This is a genomic window from Pseudomonas sp. Irchel s3f7 (assembly GCF_900187615.1).
Taxonomy (GTDB): Bacteria; Pseudomonadota; Gammaproteobacteria; order Pseudomonadales; family Pseudomonadaceae; genus Aquipseudomonas.
Genome location: NZ_FYDO01000005.1, coordinates 1 through 23,384, shown reverse-complemented (window position 1 = coordinate 23,384; position 23,384 = coordinate 1). Strand labels below are relative to the sequence as shown.

The following is a 23,384-nucleotide window of genomic DNA, read 5'->3' as shown; positions in this document are numbered from 1 at the left end:
ATCAGCACAGAAGGCTGCGTTCGGAAGTTAAAGTAATTTATTAAGAGTAAGATTTTTTTGGTATTACGAATGAGGATCTGCGGACGATTGTGAAAGGAGGGGAATTGCCATCACCGACACTCTGCTCATTGATTTAAGCAGAGGGAGAAAAAAGGTGGAGAGTCGATCTGTAAGCCGGGTTCTGTCTTGAACAGTCATTCGTCTACGATGGCCATCACTGGACATCTTTAGCAACCTACCCGGTCCCAGCGCGGGCCACGCCTTGGGACCCTATTTGGTCTTGCTCCAAGTGGGGTTTACCTAGCCACGAACTGTTGCCAGTCGTGCGGTGCGCTCTTACCGCACCTTTTCACCCTTACCGGCGCCGAAGCGCTTAGGCGGTTATTTTCTGTGGCACTTTCCGTAGGCTCACGCCTCCCAGGCATTACCTGGCACTTCGCCCTATGGAGCCCGGACTTTCCTCCCCCCCCTAATTTTCATAGAGGGCAGCGACTGTCCGATCGACTCTCCGCCGCGAAGGTTAACGGCAGAGCGCCCGAAGAACAAGCGCTAAACACCTTTAACCACGCCTGTGCGTCGGGTTTTACTCACCCTTCTGCTTATCCAGCGCGACTTGATACAGAACATTCTTGCGCTCGCCGGTAATTTGCGCCGCCAAAGCCGCCGCGCGCTTGAGCGGCATTTCTTCGAGCAACAGATTGAGGATGCGCATCGCTTCACTGCTCACCGAGTCTTCCGACTCGGGCGCCGTCCAGCCCGCCACCAACACCACACATTCACCCCGCTGCTGATTGCTGTCCGACTCGACGAACTCACGCAACTCGCCCAACGGCAAGCCCTTGAGGGTTTCGAAGGTCTTGGTCAGTTCACGCCCCAGCAATGCCGGGCGCTCAGCACCGAATACCAGCTCCATGTCCTGCAAGCACTCGAGAATGCGATGTGGCGCTTCATAGAAGATCAGCGTGCGCGGCTCTTCCTTGACGAGCTCCAGTCGCGCCCGTCGACCCACCGCCTTGGCCGGCAGGAAACCCTCGAAGATGAAGCGATCGGATGGCAGCCCCGCCGCCGACAACGCGGCAATCAAGGCGCAGGCCCCCGGCACCGGCACTACATTGATGCCCGCCGCACGCGCCTGGCGTACCAAGTGGTAGCCGGGGTCGGAAATCAGCGGCGTCCCGGCATCGGAAATCAATGCCACATTATCGCCGGCGAGCAGACGGGTAATAAAGCGACTACCTTCTTCTCGTTCGTTATGCTCATGACAGGCCGCCAGCGGCGTCGAGATACCGAAATGTTGCATCAGGCGCTGAGAGTGACGGGTGTCTTCGGCGGCAATCAATGCCACCTCGCGCAGGATTTTCAGCGCCCGCGCACTGATGTCATCCAGGTTGCCGATGGGCGTCGCCACCACGTAAAGCGAGCCAGCAGCGGAATTCAAAGCACCTGGAGCAGTCAAAGCGCACACCTCATGATCGGTAAAAGTCGCCATTGTAGCGCGTAGCGACCATGGCTTTTGCGACCGTTTGTGCACTGCCGCTACATTTACAGCAGCTAAATTGATTGATTCACGCCAGTAACATCGCGCCCCGGCCAGTGCTTGGGTACAATTCCACGCTAATTTGATCGAGTATCAGGAACACTTACATGATCGCTTGCCTGCGGCTGTTATCTGCCCTCTGCCTCGCTGCCTTGCTGGCGGCTTGCGCCAGCTCGCCCTCCTCCAGCCTTGGCGAACTTCCACGGACCCCGGACGCCAGTATCGAGCAACTGCTTGAGAAGGCCGCCCAAAGTAAATCGCCTGAAGACGCTGCCCTGTTGCGGCTGAGCGCAGCGGACCTGGCTTATCGCCAGGGCAATGCCGGCCAGTCCGCGCAAATCCTGCAACAGGTTCCCGTCGAATCGCTCAAACCCGGCCCACAGGTTTTCGCCAACACACTGGCAGCCGAACTGGCCATGACCCGCAACCAGCCGAAAGCCGCGCTGACGGCCTTGAGCCATCCGAGCCTGCAACGCCTGGGCGAACTGCCGGAGGAGCAACAAGTGCGCACCGGCACCGTTCGTGCCCGCGCGCTTGAAGCCGATGGACAGACCCTCGCCGCCGCACGGGAACGCATTGCTATCGCTCCGATGCTGAGCGATGAAGCGGCCGCAAAAAACCATGAAGCCATCTGGACGTTGATCGCTTCGCTGCCAACCGACCAGTTGCAGCCCAACAGCACCGACGACCTCGGTGGCTGGATGGCCCTGGCCCTGGCCGTGAAAACCGCCGGCACTCTGGAACAACAGCAAGCCGCTATCGACAACTGGCGCGCCCAGAACCCGAAACACCCGGCCGCTGTTCAGTTGCCAGTCGCCCTGACCAAGCTCAAGGAACTGGCCAGCCAGCCTCTGAGCAAAATCGCCCTGTTGCTGCCACAGGACGGCCCGCTGGCTTCGGTCGGCAAGGCCTTGCGTGACGGCTTCATGGCCGCTCACTACCAGGCTCAACAGGCCGGACAGAAGCCGCCAGCCATCGAGTTTTATGACAGCTCGCACCTGACCTCCATGGACGAGCTCTACCGCAAGGCCCAGGCCGATGGCGTGCAACTGATCGTTGGCCCACTGGAGAAGCCGCTGGTCAAACAACTCAGCACCCGCCCGCAATTGCCGATCACTACCCTGGCGCTGAATTACAGCGAGGGCGATCAAGGTCCGGCGCAGTTGTTCCAGTTTGGTCTTGCCGCTGAAGATGAAGCCCGCGAAGTGTCGCGCCGCGCACGCGCCGACGGCCTGCATCGCGCCGCCATCATGGTGCCGAAAGGTGAGTGGGGCGATCGCGTATTGAAGGCATTCAGCCAGGACTGGCAAGCCAATGGCGGCAGCATCGTCGCCATCGAGCGCGTCGACCAGCCCGTGCAATTGGCCCAACAGATCGCCGACATGTTCCAGCTACGCCAGAGCGAAGGCCGCGCCAAGAGCCTGCAAAGTACCGTTGGATCGCAGGTTGCCGCCCAGCCGTCGCGCCGTCAGGACATCGAGTTCATCTTCCTGGCGGCCACGCCGCAACAGGCTCAACAGATCAAGCCGACCCTGAACTTCCAGTACGCAGGTGACGTTCCGGTTTACGCCACCTCCCACGTCTTCAGCGCCAGCGGCGATGTGAACCAGTACAACGACATGAACGGCATCCGCTTCTGCGAGACCCCATGGTTGCTCGATGCCAATGATCCACTGCGCCGCCAGGTCACGGCTCAATGGCCGCAAGCGGGTGGCAGCCTCGGCCGCCTCTACGCCATGGGCGTTGATGCCTATCGCCTGGCGCCACGCCTGGGTCAACTGAAGGCCCTGCCGGACAGCCGCATCGAAGGCCAGTCGGGTAGCCTGGGCATGACACAGAGCCAGCGTGTCGTACGCCAGCTGCCATGGGCCGAGTTCGTCAACGGTCAGGTTCAACGCCTGCCGGACACCCCTCGCTGATGCCCGACAGATCACGCCAGCAAAGCGGAAAAGATGCCGAGCGCCATGCGCTCGAGCATCTTCAACAACAAGGTCTGCGCCTGTTGGCGCAGAACTGGTTGTGTAAACGCGGCGAGCTTGATCTGGTCATGCTAGATGGCGATACAGTAGTATTCGTTGAGGTCCGCTACAGAAAAAACACTCAATGGGGTGGCGCGCTCGACAGTATCGATGGGCGCAAACAGCAGAAACTGATCTTCGCCGCACAGTATTTTCTTCAGCGCGAGTCGCGCTGGGCCAATTCCCCCTGCCGCTTTGACGTGGTTGCCATAGACAGCAACCTCGATCAGTTGAACTGGCTGCAGAACGCCTTCGATGGCTGATCGCATGCACTCCAGACCGGACACCTTCACCCGACACTTTTGCTCTTTGCTTTGCGGGCTGCACATTCACGTGCCGAACAGCCGCGCTAATTAAGGTCACACAGATGGACATGCAATCCCGAATTCGCCAGCTTTTCCAGGCCAGTATCGACACCAAGCAACAGGCGATGGACGTACTTGCACCGCACATCGAGCAAGCCAGCCAGGTCATGGTCAATGCCCTGCTCAACGAAGGCAAAATGCTTTCCTGCGGCAACGGCGGCTCTGCCGGCGATGCCCAGCATTTCTCGTCCGAGCTGCTCAATCGCTTTGAGCGTGAGCGCCCGAGCCTGCCAGCCATCGCCCTGACGACCGACAGCTCGACAATCACTTCGATCGCCAACGACTACAGCTACAACGAAATCTTCTCCAAGCAGATCCGCGCACTCGGCCAACCGGGTGACGTATTGCTGGCGATTTCCACCAGCGGCAACTCGGCAAACATAATTCAAGCGATCCAGGCCGCACATGATCGCGAAATGATTGTCGTAGCTTTGACGGGTCGTGACGGTGGCGGCATGGCGTCACTGCTGTTGCCCGAGGACGTAGAGATTCGCGTACCGGCCAACGTCACCGCTCGTATCCAGGAAGTCCACCTGCTGGCGATCCACTGCCTATGCGACTTGATCGACAGCCAATTGTTCGGGAGTGAAGAATGACCCCTAATCGCCTTGGCCTACTGGCCTTGACCCTGTGCCTCGGCATCAGCGGCTGCACCTCGGTGGTGACAGCCAGCCGTGAAGCGCCGATTGAAGATGACCGTGGCACTCGCACACTGGGCAGCAAGATCGACGATTCCCTGATCGACACCAAGGTCGGCGTAAACATTGCCAAGGTTGATCCAGCCCTGGATAAAGACTCGCACATCGTTGTCACCAGCTTTAACGGCGTCGTACTGCTCGCCGGGCAAACGCCGCGAGAAGACCTCAAGGCCAAGGCCGAACAGGCTGCAGCAGCGGTTCAGCGCGTAAAGAAGGTTCACAACGAACTACAAGTACTGGCGCCCTCTTCACTGCTGGCACGCCAGAATGACACCTGGCTGACCACCAAGATCAAAGCGCAGATGCTCACCGATCCGAACATCCCCGGATCACGCATCAAGGTCGTGACTGAAAACGGCATTGTCTACCTGCTGGGCCTGCTGACCAAACAGGAGGCCACACAGGCAACCAATCTGGTTCAAGGCGTTTCCGGCGTGCAGAAGATCGTGAAGCTGTTCGAATACATCGACTGACCCGCACGCTATATAGGAGCTGCCACAGGCTGCGATCTTTTGATCCTGAAAAAAATCGCAGCCTTCGGCAGCTCCTACAAGCAATAAAAAAGGCGATCCATTCGGATCGCCTTTTTTATTACTTCACCACCTTCAAACTAGGACGACCGCTGGGACGCGGCGGCTCGCTGTCAGGAGGTGGAATGTCGTCATCCGGCTCAATGTCGTCGTCCTCCCCCATAGGCGATTCCAGATCGAACACCATACCCTGGCCATTCTCCCGAGCATAAATGCCCAGGATCGAAGCTATAGGCACAAACAAGGTGTGCGGCACGCCACCGAAACGACCTTCGAAGCTCACGGCCTCGTTGTCCATATGCAAATGGCGCACAGCTTGTGGCGATACGTTCAGGACGATCTGCCCGTCACTGGCAAAACCCTGCGGCACCTGCACCGACGGGTACTCGGAATTGACCAGCATGTGCGGGGTGCAATCGTTATCCACAATCCACTCGTAGAGCGCACGGACCAGATAAGGTCGACTGGAGTTCATAGCGGCTCCTTAAGCCTTAGCGCATGTCGCGTTCGACACCAGACAGACTCGCCTGGAAAGCCTCACGCGCAAACTGGCGCTCCATGTAATCAAGCAGCGGCTTGGCCGGCCGCGGCAGTTCAATACCCAGAATCGGCAAACGCCAGAGTATGGGCAATAGGCAGCAATCCACCAGACTTTGTTCCTCACTGAGGAAAAACGGTTTGTCGGCGAACAACGGCGACACGCCCGTCAGGCTTTCGCGCAACTCTTTACGAGCCACGACACGGGCCGCTTCCTTGGTCCGCGAATCCAGAATCAGATCCACCAGACCACACCAGTCACGCTGAATGCGATGAATCAGCAGACGGCTATTGGCACGCGCCACAGGATAAACCGGCAGAAGCGGCGGGTGCGGGTAACGCTCATCCAGATATTCCATCACCACGGTCGATTCCCACAACGCCAGGTCACGATCGACCAGGGTGGGCAAGCTGCCGTAGGGGTTCACTTCGATCAGTTTAGGTGGTTGGCGGCCGGCCTCCACATAAATGATCTCTGCGCTGACACCCTTCTCTGCCAGTACGATGCGCACTCGGTGGGAATAGTGGTCGGCGGGGTCGGAGTAACAGGCCAACCGATTGGTCACGCCCATGGCGGTCCTCCTCGCTTGTAGAAATTATCGGAAGCGGAAAAACGAGCGCGCCCAGAGGGCGCCTCCCGTAACGTCTGGATCACCAGTTCGCTACTCGAAGGCGCCCTTGGGCGCGCGCGATTAACAGCAATTGCTTGAAACGTTATCAGTGCACGTCTTTCCAGTATTCGCGCTTGAGCAGATAAGCGAATACGAAGAAGAACGCCAGGTACAGCAATACATATGTACCAATGCGCTGATGCTGCAGCTTAACCGGGTTAGCCGAGTAAGCCAGGAAGGTTACCAGATTCTTGACCTTCTCATCGAACTGCTCTTCGGTCAAAGCACCGCTTTTCGGCACGATGGTCAGTTGATCGCACGCTTCATGAGTCAGCGGCGTACCCGTCAACGGATCATATTGCTTCTTGCCGTCTTCAACGATCTGAACCTGTTTGCAACCGACAACCTGACGACCTTGCAGGCCGACCAGGACGTTAGGCATGCCCACGTTCGGGAAGACCTTGTTGTTCACACCCCAAGGGCGCGACGGGTCTTCGTAGAACGACTTCAGGTAACCGTAGAGCCAGTCAGTGCCACGAACACGTGCGACCAGCGTCAAGTCCGGTGGAGCCGCGCCAAACCAGGCCTTGGCGTCCGCCGGCTGCATGCCGATGTTCATGTGATCGCCAATCTTGGCGCCGGTGAAGACCAGCTTCTCCAGCATCAATTCATGGGGAATGCCCAAGTCGTCGGCAACACGCTCGTAACGCTGGAATTTGGCGCTATGGCAGCCCATGCAGTAGTTGGCGAACGTACGCGCGCCATCTTGCATGGCCGCTTTATCGGAAACGTCGATGTCGACTTTTTCCAGCGCAGGGCCACCGTGTTCAGCAGCGAAAGCGAACACTGGCAGCGCAGCAAGCATCAATACAGCAAATAGCTTTTTCATCAGCCAGTCACCCTTTCCGGAACCGGTTTGGTCTTCTCAAGCCTGGTGTAGAACGGCATCAGAATGAAGTAGGCGAAGTACAGGAAAGTACATACCTGCGACAGCAACGTACGGCCCGGAGTTGGCGCCAGAACACCCAGCACACCCAGGATCACGAACGAGATGCAGAACACCCACAGCCAGATCTTGCTCATCCAGCCCTTGTAGCGCATCGACTTGACGGGGCTACGATCGAGCCACGGCAGGACGAACAGCACCGCGATGGCCGCGCCCATGGCGATAACACCCAGGAGCTTGTCCGGAACCGCCCGCAGAATCGCGTAGAACGGCGTGAAGTACCAGACCGGAGCAATGTGCTCTGGGGTCTTGAAGGCGTTCGCCACTTCAAAGTTCGGCTTCTCGAGGAAGTAGCCGCCCATCTCGGGGAAGAAGAACACGATCGAACAGAAGATGAACAGGAACACCACCACGCCGACGATATCTTTCACGGTGTAGTACGGATGGAAGGCGATGCCGTCCAGCGGGATACCGTTTTCGTCTTTGTGTTTCTTGATGTCCACGCCGTCGGGGTTGTTCGAACCGACTTCGTGCAGCGCCAGGATGTGCAATACCACCAGACCTAGAATCACGATCGGCAAGGCAACCACATGCAAGGCGAAGAAGCGGTTCAGGGTGATACCGGAAATCAGGTAGTCACCACGGATCCACTGGGTCAGGTCGTCGCCGATGACCGGGATCGCACCGAACAGCGAGATGATCACCTGGGCACCCCAGTAGGACATCTGACCCCACGGCAGCAGGTAGCCCATGAACGCTTCAGCCATCAGCGCCAGGTAGATCAGCATGCCGAAGACCCACACCAGCTCACGCGGCTTCTGGTACGAGCCGTAGAGCAAGCCACGGAACATGTGCAGATAAACCACGATGAAGAACGCCGAAGCGCCGGTGGAGTGCAGCAGACGCAGGATCGAGCCGTACTCGACGTCGCGCATGATGTATTCGACGGAAGCAAAGGCTTCTTCCGCCGACGGGGTGTAGCTCATGGTCAGCCAGACACCGGTAACGATCTGGTTGACCAGAACGAGCAGCGCCAGGGAGCCAAAGAAGTAGAAGAAGTTGAAGTTCTTCGGAGCGTAATACTTGCTGAGATGGTCTTCCCACATCTTGGTGGCGGGAAAGCGCGCATCAACCCAATCCATGAACTTGCTCATCACGCTTTCTCCGTATCGACGCCAACGACAATGATGTCATCGGTCTCATAGGAATGCGGGGGAACTGGCAGGTTCAAAGGCGCAGGTTGCGACTTGTAGACGCGGCCAGCCAGATCGTAATGGGAACCGTGGCAAGGACAGAAATAACCGCCCACCCAGTCTTTGCCCAGATCAGCAGGTGCCACTTCAGGACGGAATGTCGGCGAACAACCCAGGTGCGTGCAGATACCAATCAGCAGCAGAACCTCGGGCTTGATCGAACGTGTTTCCGGATCAACATAGGTAGGTTGTGTCGAGTTCTTGGAGGTCGGGTCAGACAACTGGCCCTCGATCTTTTTCAGATTCCCCAGGATTTCCTCAGTACGGCGGACGATGAACACCGGCTGACCGCGCCACTCAGCAATCATCTGCTGGCCTGGCTCGATTTTGCTGACATTCACTTTCACCGGTGCACCTGCGGCTTTCGCCTTGGCACTGGGAAACCATGACCCCACGAACGGGACCGCAGCCCCCACCGCTCCTGCAGCACCCACCACGGATGTGGCTGCTACCAAGAAGCGACGCCGGCCTGTATTCACGCCGTCATTGCTCATTCAGTCCTCTCCCATCAGCTTTGTGGCCTGTTAAATCAGGCATCTACTAAGTAAAACTATGTACTTATAAAAATTTTGCCGAATGGTAATGAAAAGCCCCAATTCTGACAAGGTAATTACCGGAGCCCATCACCCCCAAGCCTTGTAGTATAGGGCGTCTGCGGATGTGGCAAGTTGTCACAGCGCAATTCTTTGATAAATCGCACACATAAAAAAACGCCCAGCTCCGCGAGGAAACTGGGCGTTCTTTTTTGAACGTGAAAGCGAATTAACGCTTCGAGTACTGCGGACGCTTACGCGCTTTACGCAGACCGACTTTCTTACGTTCAACTTCACGAGCATCGCGGGTTACGAAGCCAGCTTTACGCAGAGCACCGCGCAGAGTCTCGTCGTAATCCATCAGAGCGCGAGTGATACCGTGGCGGATTGCGCCAGCTTGACCACTTACACCACCGCCGATCACGGTGACGTAGATGTCGAATTTCTCGACAGTCTCAGTCAATTCCAGCGGCTGACGAACTACCATGCGGGCAGTTTCACGGCCGAAGAAATTTTCCAGCGAACGGTTGTTGATGGAGATGTTACCAGTACCCGGACGCAGGAAAACGCGTGCGGTTGCGGTCTTGCGACGGCCAGTGCCGTAATTTTGAGTCGCCGACATAATGAACTATTCCGTTAAAACTTCAGTTCTTGGGGCTGCTGAGCAGTATGAGGGTGAGCAGCGCCCGCATAGACTTTCAGCTTACGATACATGTCGCGACCCAGTGGGTTTTTAGGCAGCATGCCTTTAACCGCGGTCTCGATCACGCGCTCAGGGGCTTTAGCGATCAGCTTTTCAAAGTTGATCGACTTGATGCCGCCCGGGAAACCGGAGTGGGAGTAGTACATTTTGTCAGTGGTTTTAGCACCGGTAACACGAATCTGCTCAGCATTGATAACGACGATGTAGTCGCCGGTGTCAACGTGAGGAGTGTACTCAGGCTTGTGCTTGCCACGCAGACGGCTCGCGATTTCGGTGGCCAGACGACCCAGGGTCTGACCAGCAGCGTCGACGACAAACCAGTCGCGCTTTACTGTTTCCGGTTTAGCAGTAAAAGTTTTCATTCTTTATAGCCTCAGGGGCCGCCCTGTAAATTAGACGGCGGATCTTACTGAATAGTGCGTACTTTGACAAGTCAAAGGCAGCCGGATACAGACGCTTTCGGGGGCTCGGGTCGGCGCGTCCGTTCAACGGCAAGATTCTTCGGCGGCGGCGCATCACTTCCACTGCAGAAAGAGGTGCGCAATTATGCAGATTGCGAAAAATAATTCAACCTGCTTTTATGATTGTTTTGCCCAAGGAGCACCCCGATGGAATATCGCCAGCTAGGCCGAACCAATCTGAACGTGAGTGCCCTCTGCCTCGGAACCATGACCTGGGGCGAGCAAAACAGCGAAGCAGACGCCTTCGCCCAGATTGAACGGGCCAAGAGCGCCGGGATCAACTTCATCGATACCGCCGAGATGTACCCGGTGCCGCCCAAGGCCGAAACCTACGCCAGCACCGAACGCTACATCGGCAATTACTTCAAAAGCCGCGGCGATCGTGCCGACTGGATCCTGGCCAGCAAGATCGCCGGCCCCGGCAACACCATCGACTACATTCGCGACAAGCATCTTCGACACAATCGACAGCACATCACGGAGGCCGTCGATGGCAGCCTCAAGCGCCTGCAAACCGATTACATCGACCTGTATCAACTGCACTGGCCAGAGCGCAGCACCAACTTCTTCGGCCAGCTGGGTTACAAACACGTCACCGAAGCGAACCTGACGCCACTGGAGGACACCCTCGAAGCGCTGGACGAGCAGGTCAAGGCCGGCAAGATTCGCCACATCGGCCTGTCCAACGAAACGCCATGGGGCACCATGCGCTTCCTCGCCCTGGCCGAAGCCCGTGGCTGGCCACGCGCCGTGTCGATCCAGAACCCGTACAACCTGCTCAATCGCAGCTTCGAAGTCGGCCTGGCGGAAATCGCCATCCGCGAACAGTGCGGCCTGCTGGCTTATTCGCCGTTGGCGTTTGGCTTTCTGTCGGGCAAGTACGAAGGTGGCGCGCGCCCGCCGAAGGGCCGCCTGAGCCTCTATAGCCGCTTCAGTCGCTACTTCAACCCGCAGTCGGAAGCAGCGTGCAGCCGCTATGTGGCATTGGCCCGCAAGCACGGCCTGGACCCAGCGCAAATGGCGTTGGCCTTCGTCACTCAGCAGCCGTTCGTGACCAGCAACATCATTGGCGCGACCACGCTTGAGCAACTGGACAGCAACATCGCCAGTTTTGACCTGAAGCTGTCGGAAGAGGTGCTGGAAGGGATCGAGGCGATCCACAAGGATCATCCGAACCCTGCTCCATAATCCCGCATTTGTAGGAGCTGGCTTGCCAGCGAGGGCGACTTGCCTGACGCATCGCGTCGCCAGGTTCGCCAGCAAGCCGGCTCCTACAGTCACCGGGCCATCAAAGCGACCGCGCAATAATCTCCTTCATGATTTCATTGGTCCCGGCATAAATCCGTTGCACCCGCGCATCCGCCCACGCCCGGGCAATCGGGTATTCCCACATGAAGCCGTAACCGCCATGCAGTTGCACGCACTCGTCGAGCACCTTGCATTGCAGATCGGTGCCCCAGTATTTGGCCATCGCCGCCGTTGGCACATCGAGTTTGCCTTGCAGATGCAGTTCAAGGCAGCGGTCGACGAAGACCCGGCCGATCTGGATTTCCGTCGCCATCTCAGCCAGCTTGAAACGGGTGTTCTGGAAGTCCGCGATCGACTTGCCGAACGCTTTGCGGTCGCGGGTGTAATCCAGCGTCCATTGCAAACCGGCCTCGGCTGACGCCAGCCCGCCGATGGCCACGGTCAACCGCTCCTGCGGCAACTCCTGCATCAGATAGGCAAAGCCCATTCCGGCCTGGCCGAGCAGGTTTTCCTTCGGCACCCGGACATCCTGAAAGAACAATTCCGAGGTGTCCTGGGCTTTCATGCCGACCTTTTCCAGGCGCTTGCCCTTTTCGAAGCCCGGCGTATTGGCCTCGACCAGAAACAGGCTGGTGCCTTTCGCGCCCGCCTTGGGATCGGTCTTGGCAACGACAATCACCAGATCCGCCAGATAACCGTTGGTGATAAAGGTCTTCGAGCCGTTGATGACATATTCATCGCCGTCGAGCACGGCGGTGGTTTTCACCCCTTGCAGGTCGGAGCCGGCACCCGGCTCGGTCATGGCAATCGCGGTGACCATCTCGCCAGATACCAGCTTCGGCAGGTATTTGTGTTTCAGCGCCTCGCTGCCGTAATGCAGGATGTAAGGAGCAACGATGTCCGAATGCAGCGAGAATCCGATGCCGGTCAAACCCAGTCGACCGACCTCTTCAATCACCACTGCGCTGTATAGAAAGTCCGCCCCCAGCCCGCCGTACTCTTCCGGCAAATGCGAGCACAACATCCCCGCCTCCCCTGCCTTGTTCCAGAGCTTACGGTCGATATAGCCCTGTTTTTCCCATTGCCCATGGAACGGCACCGCTTCTTTTTCGAGGAATGTGCGCACGCTGTCGCGAAAAAGTTCGTGCTCGGAACTGAACAGGGTTCTAGGGATCATGCGGCACCTTTCTTTATTTTTAGAAGAAACAGACCTCAGAGACTAAGCCCCGCTCTCGATACAGGACACTGGACACATCCGACAAAAAATAAGACGATCCAGCCGTCTGGTGACCACTTTCCCCTATAAGAATAAAGTTGAATTATGTCTAACCAAGCCTCCACGCCCCTGCGGCGCGTCAGCATCCTGGCAACCGACCGGGTTTTCGCTACCACCCTCATGCAAGCCAAAGATTTCTTCCATCTCGCCAGCCTGCGCTACGGCAAGCAGCTGGGTCATGGCCTGACTCCAGCGTTCGAAACCCGACTGGTCAGCCCCGACGGTAAACCGGTGAACAGCTTCAGCGATGTGATGATGCCGGTGGACGGCGCGCTGGAAAACGCCGATATCATCGTCCTCCCCGCGTTCTGGGACGACTTCGATTCGCTGTGCAAACGTTATCCACAGGTCCTGCCCTGGTTGCGTCAGCAGCATGCGCGCGGTGCGGTGCTGTGTGGCGAAGCCACCGGTGTGTTCTGGCTCGCCGAGGCCGGCCTGCTCAATGGCAAGGAAGCGACCACCTATTGGCGCTTCTTCGATGCCTTCGCCGAACGGTTCCCCAAGGTTCAACTCAATCAGGACAAGCACCTGACCGACGCCGACAATCTTTATTGCGCGGGCGGCACCACCTCGGCATGCGACCTGTACATTTATCTGATCGAGCGTTTCTGCGGCGCCAACGTGTCCCAGGCCGTGGCGCGCGACATTCTCTATGAAGTCCAGCGCAGCTATTCGCCGGGACGCATCGGGTTCGGTGGGCAGAAGCTGCATCAGGACGTGATTATCCTGCAGATCCAGCACTGGCTCGAAGAACACTTCGCCGACAAATTCCGCTTCGAAGACGTCGCCCGCGAACATGGCATGAGCATCCGCAACTTCATGCGCCGCTTCCAGACCGCCACCGGCGACAAGCCGCTGCATTACCTGCAACGCCTGCGCATCGAAACCGCCAAGGGCTTGCTGTCCGCCAGCCGCAAAAGCATCAAGACCATCAGCTACGAAGTCGGCTACGACGATGCGAGCTTCTTTGCGCGCCTGTTCCGCCAGCACACGGAGCTGTCACCAAACCAGTATCGGCAACAGTTTCAGCAAGCGGCCTAAAAGATCGCAGCCTACGGCAGCGCCTGCAGAATGGTGTGTACCCGCAGGCGCTGACGAAGCCTGTGATCTTTTGTTCTTCGGCGCACAAAAAGACCTGCAATCGCAGGTCTTTTCATGATTTTTTCCTACGCAAAAAGCTGAAAACGGAATGCAGTCGTACACGCTTCGACTCATAGATGTAGAACCGACAACAGTACAACCTTCTTCCTTGCAATCACCCTCAGCGCTGACAAGGAAGGTCAACAGTGACTATCGGTTCAAGCTACAACTACCCCTCATCGATTTCCAAGGAAGTCACTCGAACCAAGCGCTCAACCAAAGGTAAATGGGCAGCACGTTTTCCCAACCCGCCAGACTTATGCTTCGATTATCGGCAACTGGTTGAACAAGAGAACGGCATCGCCAGGGCAACCGATACGCAACACAGAATTTGCATTATTGGCGCAGGCGTCACCGGGCTGACGGCTGCCCGGGAGCTGTACCGTTGCGGCTTCACCAACATTACGCTCATCGAACAATCCAGACGCATTGGCGGCAGACACCTGACCGTCGCCGGCAGCCCTAGCTCCTCCCAGAGCCATACCCCCTTTGAAATGGGAGCCATGCGCATGCCCTTTTTCAACCGGGAGGGCGAAGCGCCTACAGAGGGCAGATCGCTGATGGCCTACTACGCCAAGGCGTTTGACCTGGCGCTTTCAGACTTTCCCAACCCCGGGAGCCAATGGGTCAGTTCTACCGGGATCTATCTCCGAGAGGGCCGCGTGGGTGACGGTCCAACTCCGCAAATGTTGATCTGGAAAAACACCGATGGCCTGACTCCTCCTCCCGGGGAGGCGCTACAAAAGGTCTATGCCAAGTGGAGAGCATTTGCCGATCGCATGACTCGACACATCGCAGAGGTGTACGCCAGCGAGAAGTGGGAAGCCATGTGGGCTGCCATTGTTGAGAAATACCAAGGGGTTTCATTTCGCGATCTGGTCAGCATGCCGACTCTGCATGCCTGGAGTGAACGTTCGCCCGGGGACTTTGGTGGAATGGGGATGTCCGCCGAGGAGTCGGCCATTTTCTACGCGATCGGCATCGGTGACGGCAGTTGGGGCGCCTTCTACGATGTTTGCGCCCTTTATCCCTTGCGTACTGCCATTTTCGGATTCAGCAGCCAGCTGCAATTGATCCATGGTCGGGTGGATGCCAATGGCGAGCCGCTGGCATCACCCTATCTGCACAGTGAAGTCGTTTTCGACTCGACCGGACTGGGTTTCGACAGACCAAGGTACATCGGACTCGCAGCGCTGGATGAATGCCTTTTATTCATGAAAACCGAGGAAACCGGAAAATCCGTCTACGGACATAGCCTGGAACGAAGCAATGGACTGCTGACCGACGCCTCTGTCACCAAACTCAAAAAGCTCACCAACCAGCAACTACGCGTTTACTACAACTGGAAGCACAGCCAACCCGAGCAAGCCCAGGAACACTTCGACGACTTTGATTCGGTCATTGTTACCCTTCCGTCCTGGGTGATCGAGACACGAATCAAACTCGAAAACTTCAAGCAAGAGATGCTGCCCTTCGAGACGATTAATGCCTGGAAAACCGCCCACTGGGAAACCAGCTGCAAGGTCTATGCTCCGCTGAAAAAATCATTCCTCTCGAACAACAAAAAAATCCCGCAAGTGCTCGTCACGGATAGCTTTGTCCATGATGTCTACACCTATCGCTACAACGAAAACTATACCTATGACTGCATCCTCCTGAGTTACACATGGGAGGATGACGCCACCAAACTGGCCTCCTTCACGGATAAAGAACTGGTGAACAAATGCGCCAAAGAGCTGGACCGCATCCTGATGAACTCCGCCAACATCCAGGAAAAAATCTCGCCCTATATCGGCCTTGATCAAGCGGTGGTTCAACGCTGGATAACCGATAAAAACGCAATGGGTTGCGCAAAGCTTTATCGGCCCGGCACCTACTACGATGCCGTCAGCCTGATGAAGTACAACAGGGACTTCGCGCACATTTCGGGCCTGTATTTATCCGGAGAATCATTCTCGGTCGATGCAGGCTGGACGGAGCCTTGCTTTCGAGGTGCCATCGATGCGGTCATTCATATCTGCAACAAAACGAGTGCCGCGTTCAATGGCGGCTTCTCGATGAGTGATTATCCGCACTACAAACTCAAACCCTGACCAAATACCCGCTCCAGAGCCATGCACGCGATGTGATGGCTCGCCCTCCCCGCTTCACCATCAAACCAAATCAAGCCCTCGCTCACCCATCTTGGGATAAGGACTACAGCCTTACCGGAAGCGGCTGACTTACGCCCACTCGCCGATTCAACTCTTATAAACACGCAATTAAACAGCGTGAATAACAATAAAAAGAGGTTATCGGAAATGAATCAGCCAGCAAGCCCTGTTCGTGTCGCAGTCGTGCAATTTGACCCGCAAGTGGGCACAGAGAATTGTGAAGACAATCGGTGTAACAGCCTGACGTTGGCGCTCGAGGCGGTAAACGGTGGGGCGAATCTCATTGTGCTGCCCGAGCTTGCCAACACCGGATATTTCTTCAGTGGACGGCAGGATGCCTTCAACCATGCGGAGCGGGTACCTGACGGTCCAAGCGTACAGAACTGGATGAGTTTTGCCCGTGAGCACAAGGTTTACCTCGTAGCCGGCCTGGCTGAACGCGAGGGTATGCGACTCTTCAACACAGCTGTGCTGGTGGGACCTGAGGGGTTTATCGGCAAGTACCGAAAAGCCCATTTGTGGAACCTGGAGAAACTCTGGTTTACCCCCGGAGATCTGGGTTTTCCGGTGTTTGAGACGCCCATCGGCCGTATTGGTTTGTTGATCTGTTGGGACATCTGGTTTCCGGAAGTACCTCGAATCCTCAGCCAACAAGGTGCGGACATCATTTGCAGCTTGAACAACTGGGTGTGGACGCCACCTCCGCTGTTCGATGATGCCGGCAAGTGCATGGCGTCATACCTGACGATGACGGCAGCACACGTAAACAATGTGTTTATTGCGGCGGCAAGCCGTATCGGCGAGGAGCGAGGTGCTCGCTATCTGGGCTGCTCGTTGATCGCAGGCACCAATGGCTGGCCGATTGGCTCCGTGGCGTCAGCTGACGCGCAAGAAATCCTGTTTGCCGACGTTGACCTGACCTCATCGCGCAGCGCACCGATCTGGAACAACTTGAACGATCTACATCGTGATCGTCGAGCTGATCTTTATGATCAGATGCTCGGTTACACCCAACACTCTTGCCTGCCGCGCTGACTGGGGGTGTTGCCGATGGAAACCTCAAACAACAAACAACGACTGACCGGATCACCGTTCGACAAGCCGATCCTCGTATTGATGCTTGGCACAACGTTGCTGATTATCTGGCTGTCGTTCACGTTTAGAACGGCGTGGGCGGCTCATTGGCCGAGCTACAACGACATGGTGTCAGCGCTTCCCGACCCTGGCGCCTGGCTACGCTGGATACTGGGTGATATCAGCGAAGTGGCCTTCTACAAACATGAGTTCGCTTCAATCGGGTTATTGGCCGGTGCCTACCTGGCTTATTGGGCCAATCGAACCGGTAAGCGTTGGCAAGGCTTTGCCATCTCTTACGGCAGCGGATTATGGCCATGGCTGGTGACCAGTTCATTGCTGGGCTTGCTGTTGAGTAACCTGTTGTGGGGCTGGACGGTCACCGCCAGCAGTTGGCAACCCACCTTTGCTGCTTTTGTCTCACTGCCTGCAGCAATGGTGCTTATGTTCGGAGGTGGCTGGAAGGTCACGATCAACGGCGCGATCATGGGCGCATTACTGGTTACGCCGATGTGCCTGCTAATCGTTAACTACGTGTGCAACCCGTTGGAGCTACCGGCAGTAATCGGCAATGTGCTGGGTATGGCAATCGCCAGCGTCGCGGCTTTTCTGCTCTGTCGCTGCTGTCCGAGGCTGGTGAAATCCGCAACCCCACTGACCACAGCGTCTACCCCGGAGCCGGCCATCACCAAAGCACCCGATTATGGACTGGTGTGGAGTTTGCGCCGAGTCCTGGCTGACTTTTCAGAAGCCCCGTTCTTTGGCAATGAACTGGCCAGCCTCGGCTTGCTCCTTGGCGCGTTGCTGGCGTATGCCCTGAACGCACTGAGTCCGGCCTACGGTTCCGGCTTATTGCTCCATCTGATGGGTGCACAAGCTTTAACGTCAGCCATCGGGGTATTGATCTGGCGTCGGCAATGGCGGTTGCTCGGCTGGTATCCGACGTACGTCCCGATGGTTTCCGTGGTGCCAGCAGCGATTTTGGCTTATGGCGGCAGCTGGCAAGTCATCGCTTCCAGTGCACTGCTGGGGGCGATCATTGCTCCCCCTCTGGCGTGCGCCATCGCTAAACGATTGCCAGCCGATTTCCACGGTTACATCGGCAATGTTCTCTCCATGGCCATCAGTACACTGCTGATCGTCCCGTTGATCGGCACACTGATCGCAGACTGAGCACTTTGCGGCCTGGCTGTATTACGGCTCAAAACCGGGTACAGCCATTTCTAAACCCATGTAAGCGAGGTATGAGATGAACTTGCCCAAGCTGGCCATCGCGGCACTCGGCGGGACGGTGAGCATGCAGCCCAGGAGTGCCGGTGAAGGGGTGATTCCAACGGTCAGCGGAGAAACCCTGCTGGCCTCGGTTCCCGAACTGAAATCACTGGCTCAGGTGACGGTGGAAACCCTTTGTCTGTTGCCCAGCGCATCATTGGATTTCGAGTGTTTGCTGAGCGTCCTTTCATGGGCGAAATATCAAGTGGCGCAAGGTGCCGAGGGTGTTGTCATCACTCAGGGCACTGACACACTCGAAGAGACAGCTTCGTTTTTCGACTACCTGTGGGACCACGATGTCCCCCTGATTCTGACCGGCGCCATGCGTTCAGCCCAACAGGCTGGCGCTGACGGACCGGCCAATTTGCTGGACGCTTGTCGAGTCGCGCTGAACCCAAATAGCCGGCAGCGAGGCGTCCAGGTCGTGATGAACGGACAGGTGCATCACGCAAGCAGCGTGCGAAAAACCGATTCGCTGGCGGTACACGCTTTCTCCTCCCCGATCTTTGGACCTGCAGCCCTGCTGGTGGAGGGTCACGTTCACTATCTGCGCTCACCGGTTCTGCGTAATGTCTTGCCTTTGCCGCAACAGACCCTGCACAAGGTGGCCATGCTTGAAGCGTCACTGTCCGCTGACACGCTGATTGTGGAAAACATCCTTAAGCTCGGTTATGACGGCTTGGTAATCGCCGGGTTTGGCGCCGGTCATGTTTCCGAGAAGTGGACGACGGTGATCGAGACCATCGCCGGAAAAATCCCCGTGATCATTGCGACTCGCACCGGCTCCGGTTCCACCGCGCAAGCATCCTATGGGTTTGTTGGCAGCGAGATGGACTTGATCCGCAAGGGGGCGCATATGGCCGGCTTTCTGTGTCCGCGCAAAGCCAGGATCCTGCTCTGGCTGCTCATCGGTTGTCAGCGGCAGGATGAGGTGACCAGTTATCTCGAATGACCACACAGGGAACTTGATCGCACAAAAAAGGCCTGCATATGCAGGCCTTTTTTACTTTCCGCACCTTGTTACGGCTTGTGCGCCCGCGCCAGGAATTCGTGGGATTGCATTTCCAGCAGTCGGCTGAGGGTACGCTGGAATTCGAAATTCAAGCGACCGCCGGTGTAGAGGTCTTTAAGCTCGACCTCGGCGGAAATGATCAGCTTCACGTTGCGGTCGTAGAACTCGTCGACCATGTTGATGAAGCGTCGGGCGATGTCGTCGGTGGTGACGCTCATCTGTTCGACATCGCTGAGCAGTACGGCGTGGAAGATCTTGCCCAGCTCGATGTAGTCGTTCTGGCTGCGCGGGCCGTCGCACAGCTCACGGAAGTTGAACCAGGCCACGTCATCGCAGGTGCGCACGGCACGAATTTCACGATTTTCGATCATCAGCACGTCATTTTCGACCGCCGCCGTGCATTCCGGTGTCAGCGCACGGAAGCTCTTGCGCAGGCTTTCGTTGGCGGCTTCGTCGAGTGGATAGTGGAACAGCTCGGCTTGTTCCAGGTGACGCAGACGATAGTCGACGCCGCTGTCGACGTTGACGATCTCGGTATTGATCTTGATCAGCGCAATGGCCGGCAGGAAGCGCGCACGTTGCAGGCCGTCCTTGTACAGGCCGTCCGGCACGATGTTCGAGGTCGCGACGAGGGTCACGCCGTTCTTGAACAGTTCTTCCATCAGGGTGCCAAGGATCATGGCGTCGGTGATGTCGGAGACGAAGAATTCATCGAAGCAGATGACCCGGGCTTCGGTGGCGAAACGCTTGGCGATGATGGTCAGCGGGTTTTTCTCGCCGCCGAGGGTCTTCATCTCTTCGTGCACGCGCTTCATGAAGCGGTGGAAGTGCGTCCGGGACTTTTCCTTGAAGGGCAACGCTTCGAAGAAGGTGTCCACCAGGTAAGTCTTGCCGCGACCTACGCCGCCCCAGAAATACAGGCCCTTGACCGGGGTTTGATCCTTCTTGCCAAACAACTTGCCCAGCAAGCCCGGCTTGTTTTGCTCGGCCGCGACCAGGTCGTCGTACAGGCGCTGCAAATGACGCACGGCAGTTTCCTGTGCGGCGTCATGGAAGAATTCCGGGCGTTTCAGATCAGCTTGATATCGTTCTAGGGGCGTCATAATTCGTTAGCAAGGCAACAAAAACGGGCCGTCACTGTAGCGACGGCCCCGAGGAATGGCAATCAGCCCTTGGTCGGGCCGAACCGTTGTTTATTCCTGAACCGGGGTCAGGGCAATGCGCAAGGCTTCGATCGCTGCGTCGCGAGCGGTGCCGTCGGCGAAGCTCGGGCTGTCGGCAACGCACTCGCCTTCCAGCCAGACACTGAAGCTCAGGTCTTCACTGCGCACGTCCAGAACCTGGCCAGCTTGCAGCTGCTTGGTCACCTGACCCGCGGTTTTACCATCAGCAAAGTTTCGCGACAGCAGCAGTTGCTCGCCATCCGCCGACAGCAGACGGAAACGGAAACTGCCGTCGTCTTCGCGGAAGCTGACAAAACGTGCAGTTTTCGCGGCTTTCTTTTTGGTAGTCGCCGCCACTTGGGTCTGGGCAACGAAGGAGCGCAGGCCGACCGCTTCACGCAGTTCGTTGAGGAACGGCGTCGCTACCGCACGGGCCTTTTTCGCGCCGTGTTGCAGGATGTCTTCCAGATCTGCCGGACGCTCGATCAACTGGTGATAACGCTCGCGGGACTCGCCTAGGTCGCTGTCCAGCAACTGGAACAGGCGACTCTTCGCCTCGCCCCAACCCAGGCCCTGTAACAGTTCGCTGCGGAACTCGTCGGCTTGCGCCGCAGAGGCAAACGCCTGGAACAGGGTGAACAGGTGCGAATTGTCCGGATCTTTGGCTTCGCCCGGGGCGCGGGAGTCGGTGACGATCCGCGAAATCGCGTCCTTCATCTCTTTGGCGCTGCTGAACAACGGAATGGTGTTGTCGTAGCTCTTCGACATCTTGCGACCGTCCAGGCCCGGCAATGTGGCGACGCTCTCTTCGATCAACGCCTCGGGCATGGTGAAGAATTCTTTGCCCTGGCCAAACAGATGGTTGAAACGCTGGCCGATGTCGCGGGCCATTTCCACGTGCTGGATCTGGTCGCGACCGACCGGCACCTTGTGCGCGTTGAACATCAGGATGTCCGCCGCCATCAGCACCGGGTAGCTGTACAAGCCCATGGTGATGCCGGCATCCGGGTCTTCGCCGGTCTCGACGTTTTTGTCCACCGACGCCTTGTAGGCGTGGGCGCGGTTAAGCAGGCCCTTGGCGGCGACGCACGTCAGCAGCCAGGTCAGCTCCGGGATTTCCGGGATGTCGGACTGGCGATAGAACGTCACGCGATCCACATCCAGGCCACCGGCCAGCCAGGTCGCGGCGATTTCCAGACGCGAGCGCTGGATGCGCAGCGGGTCATCGCACTTGATCAGGGCGTGGTAGTCGGCCAGGAAGTAGAACGAATCAGCATTACTGTCGCGGCTGGCGATGATGGCCGGGCGGATGGCGCCGGCGTAGTTGCCCAGGTGCGGCGTGCCGGTGGTGGTGATGCCGGTGAGGATGCGGGTACGGGTCGTCATGGGTAATCGCTTGTCAGACTGCAATCAATTCGAAAGGCGCGGCAGGATCAGATCCTTGAGATCGGTCAGCTTGCCATGAAAAAAGTGTCCGCATTCTGCCACTTTCAGCAGCTCATGGGGGCGTTCGAGCGTGTCGGACCATTCGTAAACCAGCTGCGGATCGATCACTTCGTCGGTTTCCGGCTGGATCAGCGTCACCTCGCCCTGCTGCGGCAGTTGATCCTGAGCACCCAGGCGCATGACGGCCGGAGCGACCATGAACAGATGCTTGATCTGTTCACCCTTCGCTTCCAGACGTCCGCCGAGACTTGCTGCAACAAATCCGCCAAAGGAGAAACCGAACAGGGTCAGTGGCAATTCCGGATGTTTGGCCCGGAACCAATCGGCCACCGCCTGGGCATCATCGACTTCGCCAGTGCCCATGTCGTGGGAGCCTTCGCTGGCGCCGACGCCACGGTAGTTGAAACGCAAGGTGATCAAACCCGCATCGCGCGCGGTGCGCTGCAGGGTCGAGACCACTTTGTTGAGCATGGTGCCGCCCTGCACCGGGTTCGGATGGCAGATGAGCGCGAGGCCGCGTGGCTGCTCGTTATCCAGGTAAAGTGCTTCCAGTTGCCCCACCGGGCCATCAATCACTACAGGGGTTTCACGCATAAGCAAGGAAGGAACTCCGTGACCTCGAATCAGGTCGACTCGTCTAGCAAATTGTCTGTGCCAATCTATTGCGAGTGAATCGCGGTATACAGCGCAGGTTGGAGCCGTTAACGTAAAGCAAAGCCGTTTATAGAGGAAGGACTCGTGGAACACTCGCTCTTAGTTTGGTTGTTACCGACTCTTGCCCTGGTTGTGGGTGTCGCCATTGGGTTCCTGATCGCTCGCCTCGCGCCGAACGCCGCGCCTAACCGCACGCAGCGTCAGCTGGACGATATTCAGGAACGTTTCGACAGTTATCAGAACGAGGTGGTGACCCACTTCAACAGCACGGCCACACTGGTCAAGAAACTGACTCAGAGCTATCAGGAAGTGCAGGATCATCTCGCCGAGGGCGCCAACCGCCTGGCCCTGGACGAGCAGACCCGCCAACGCTTGCTGGCCTCCCTGCACGCCGATGCGGCACAAGCGCCACGTGAACGCCTGACGCCGCCGCGCGATCAGGAGCCACCGCGCGACTACGCTCCAAAAGCCCCGAACTCTCCGGGCATGCTCGATGAGCATTACGGCCTGAAGAAGTCATAGGGTTTCAGGAAAGCAAAAGCCCCCGGACAATCACTTGTCCGGGGGCTTTTTTATTTCTGATCCAGTATTTTCGGTGTCTGTCAGGGCCTCTTCGCGGGCAAGCCCGCTTGTATGTTTAGACTTGAAGGGGTGGGTGGGACTAAAGCCTCGCTTCTGACTCTGACCAGTACAGACCGTGGGAGACATCGTCCCACCCCTTCACCTAATGCGCCGATAAGGAATGCATCGGCTC

23 protein-coding genes and 1 other RNA gene are annotated in these 23,384 nt (G+C 57.5%); 11 read left to right on the top strand and 13 right to left on the bottom strand.

Annotated elements, in window-relative coordinates; translation table 11 throughout:
* Positions 1-154: 154 nt before the first annotated feature.
* Together rnpB and rsmI are read right to left on the bottom strand one after the other, a co-directional pair.
* An RNA gene (rnpB, locus tag CKW19_RS05455) (RNase P RNA component class A) lies at positions 155-508 on the bottom strand.
* Positions 509-583: 75 nt separating this feature from the next.
* Entirely contained in the window at positions 584-1,489 is a 906-nt protein-coding gene (gene rsmI / locus CKW19_RS05450; protein ID WP_177408775.1) for a 16S rRNA (cytidine(1402)-2'-O)-methyltransferase, read from the bottom strand.
* Between the two features lie 155 nt (positions 1,490-1,644).
* Here rsmI and CKW19_RS05445 point away from each other — a divergent pair, with 155 nt between their 5' ends.
* The 4 genes from CKW19_RS05445 to CKW19_RS05430 all read left to right on the top strand — a co-directional run bounded on the left by CKW19_RS05445 (position 1,645) and on the right by CKW19_RS05430 (position 5,091).
* Positions 1,645-3,456 carry a penicillin-binding protein activator gene (locus CKW19_RS05445; protein ID WP_095056961.1) on the top strand — a complete coding sequence of 604 codons (1,812 nt, stop codon included), beginning with the start codon at positions 1,645-1,647 and terminating at the stop codon, positions 3,454-3,456.
* Positions 3,456-3,818: a YraN family protein gene (locus tag CKW19_RS05440; protein ID WP_095056960.1), complete on the top strand. Its 363-nt coding sequence runs from the start codon at positions 3,456-3,458 to the stop codon at positions 3,816-3,818. Before CKW19_RS05445 ends, CKW19_RS05440 begins: the two co-directional genes overlap by 1 nt.
* Before the next feature lie 104 nt (positions 3,819-3,922).
* A complete protein-coding gene (locus CKW19_RS05435; RefSeq protein WP_007904374.1) occupies positions 3,923-4,516 on the top strand; it encodes a phosphoheptose isomerase in 594 nt (197 codons plus the stop codon).
* Positions 4,513-5,091 (top strand): BON domain-containing protein, encoded by a 579-nt coding sequence (locus CKW19_RS05430; protein WP_095056959.1) that lies wholly within the window; start codon positions 4,513-4,515, stop codon positions 5,089-5,091. The genes CKW19_RS05435 and CKW19_RS05430 overlap by 4 nt, the downstream gene beginning before the upstream one ends.
* 118 nt (positions 5,092-5,209) lie before the next feature.
* On the opposite strand, the gene CKW19_RS05425 is transcribed toward CKW19_RS05430, so the two are convergent.
* The 7 genes from CKW19_RS05425 to rplM form a co-directional block, all read right to left on the bottom strand.
* The gene (locus CKW19_RS05425) at positions 5,210-5,623 is read right to left on the bottom strand and encodes a ClpXP protease specificity-enhancing factor (RefSeq protein WP_095056958.1); all 414 of its coding nucleotides are present in this window, start codon (positions 5,621-5,623) and stop codon (positions 5,210-5,212) included.
* 16 nt (positions 5,624-5,639) lie between these two features.
* On the bottom strand, positions 5,640-6,257 hold the full coding sequence (locus tag CKW19_RS05420; protein ID WP_007939828.1) for a glutathione S-transferase N-terminal domain-containing protein: 618 nt from the start codon (positions 6,255-6,257) through the stop codon (positions 5,640-5,642).
* Between the two features lie 145 nt (positions 6,258-6,402).
* The gene (locus CKW19_RS05415) at positions 6,403-7,185 is read right to left on the bottom strand and encodes a cytochrome c1 (RefSeq protein WP_095056957.1); all 783 of its coding nucleotides are present in this window, start codon (positions 7,183-7,185) and stop codon (positions 6,403-6,405) included.
* Entirely contained in the window at positions 7,185-8,396 is a 1,212-nt protein-coding gene (locus CKW19_RS05410; RefSeq protein ID WP_095056956.1) for a cytochrome bc complex cytochrome b subunit, read from the bottom strand. The genes CKW19_RS05415 and CKW19_RS05410 overlap by 1 nt, the downstream gene beginning before the upstream one ends.
* Positions 8,396-8,989, bottom strand: a complete 594-nt coding sequence (gene petA, locus CKW19_RS05405; RefSeq protein WP_095056955.1) for a ubiquinol-cytochrome c reductase iron-sulfur subunit — start codon at positions 8,987-8,989, stop codon at positions 8,396-8,398. The genes CKW19_RS05410 and petA overlap by 1 nt, the downstream gene beginning before the upstream one ends.
* Positions 8,990-9,257: 268 nt before the next feature.
* Complete coding sequence (rpsI, locus tag CKW19_RS05400) at positions 9,258-9,650, bottom strand: 30S ribosomal protein S9 (RefSeq protein WP_008080273.1); 393 nt, start codon at positions 9,648-9,650, stop codon at positions 9,258-9,260.
* Between the two features lie 14 nt (positions 9,651-9,664).
* Entirely contained in the window at positions 9,665-10,093 is a 429-nt protein-coding gene (gene rplM / locus CKW19_RS05395; protein ID WP_007917032.1) for a 50S ribosomal protein L13, read from the bottom strand.
* A 246-nt stretch (positions 10,094-10,339) separates the two neighbouring features.
* Between rplM and CKW19_RS05390 the strand changes: the two genes are divergently transcribed.
* Positions 10,340-11,380 carry an NADP(H)-dependent aldo-keto reductase gene (locus CKW19_RS05390; RefSeq protein ID WP_095056954.1) on the top strand — a complete coding sequence of 347 codons (1,041 nt, stop codon included), beginning with the start codon at positions 10,340-10,342 and terminating at the stop codon, positions 11,378-11,380.
* Positions 11,381-11,480: 100 nt separating this feature from the next.
* Here CKW19_RS05390 and CKW19_RS05385 read toward each other — a convergent pair whose 3' ends face one another.
* Entirely contained in the window at positions 11,481-12,617 is a 1,137-nt protein-coding gene (locus tag CKW19_RS05385; RefSeq protein ID WP_095056953.1) for an acyl-CoA dehydrogenase family protein, read from the bottom strand.
* Between the two features lie 219 nt (positions 12,618-12,836).
* Here CKW19_RS05385 and CKW19_RS05380 point away from each other — a divergent pair, with 219 nt between their 5' ends.
* From CKW19_RS05380 to CKW19_RS05360, 5 genes are all read left to right on the top strand, one after another.
* Positions 12,837-13,757, top strand: a complete 921-nt coding sequence (locus tag CKW19_RS05380) for a GlxA family transcriptional regulator (RefSeq protein ID WP_177408778.1) — start codon at positions 12,837-12,839, stop codon at positions 13,755-13,757.
* 245 nt (positions 13,758-14,002) lie between these two features.
* Positions 14,003-15,949: an FAD-dependent oxidoreductase gene (locus CKW19_RS05375; protein WP_095056951.1), complete on the top strand. Its 1,947-nt coding sequence runs from the start codon at positions 14,003-14,005 to the stop codon at positions 15,947-15,949.
* A 207-nt stretch (positions 15,950-16,156) separates the two neighbouring features.
* On the top strand, positions 16,157-17,044 hold the full coding sequence (locus tag CKW19_RS05370; protein ID WP_095056950.1) for a nitrilase family protein: 888 nt from the start codon (positions 16,157-16,159) through the stop codon (positions 17,042-17,044).
* A gap of 15 nt (positions 17,045-17,059) precedes the next feature.
* A complete protein-coding gene (locus CKW19_RS05365) occupies positions 17,060-18,256 on the top strand; it encodes a hypothetical protein (RefSeq protein WP_095056949.1) in 1,197 nt (398 codons plus the stop codon).
* Positions 18,257-18,332: 76 nt separating this feature from the next.
* Positions 18,333-19,307 (top strand): asparaginase, encoded by a 975-nt coding sequence (locus CKW19_RS05360; protein WP_095056948.1) that lies wholly within the window; start codon positions 18,333-18,335, stop codon positions 19,305-19,307.
* 68 nt (positions 19,308-19,375) lie between these two features.
* On the opposite strand, the gene zapE is transcribed toward CKW19_RS05360, so the two are convergent.
* From zapE to CKW19_RS05345, 3 genes are all read right to left on the bottom strand, one after another.
* The gene (zapE, locus tag CKW19_RS05355) at positions 19,376-20,470 is read right to left on the bottom strand and encodes a cell division protein ZapE (RefSeq protein ID WP_095056947.1); all 1,095 of its coding nucleotides are present in this window, start codon (positions 20,468-20,470) and stop codon (positions 19,376-19,378) included.
* A 90-nt stretch (positions 20,471-20,560) separates the two neighbouring features.
* The gene (locus CKW19_RS05350; RefSeq protein ID WP_095056946.1) at positions 20,561-21,916 is read right to left on the bottom strand and encodes a tryptophan--tRNA ligase; all 1,356 of its coding nucleotides are present in this window, start codon (positions 21,914-21,916) and stop codon (positions 20,561-20,563) included.
* A 24-nt stretch (positions 21,917-21,940) separates the two neighbouring features.
* Entirely contained in the window at positions 21,941-22,570 is a 630-nt protein-coding gene (locus tag CKW19_RS05345) for an alpha/beta hydrolase (protein WP_095056945.1), read from the bottom strand.
* Positions 22,571-22,714: 144 nt separating this feature from the next.
* On the opposite strand from CKW19_RS05345, the gene CKW19_RS05340 reads away from it, so the two are divergent.
* Positions 22,715-23,152 carry a YhcB family protein gene (locus CKW19_RS05340; protein ID WP_095056944.1) on the top strand — a complete coding sequence of 146 codons (438 nt, stop codon included), beginning with the start codon at positions 22,715-22,717 and terminating at the stop codon, positions 23,150-23,152.
* Positions 23,153-23,384: the final 232 nt, after the last annotated feature.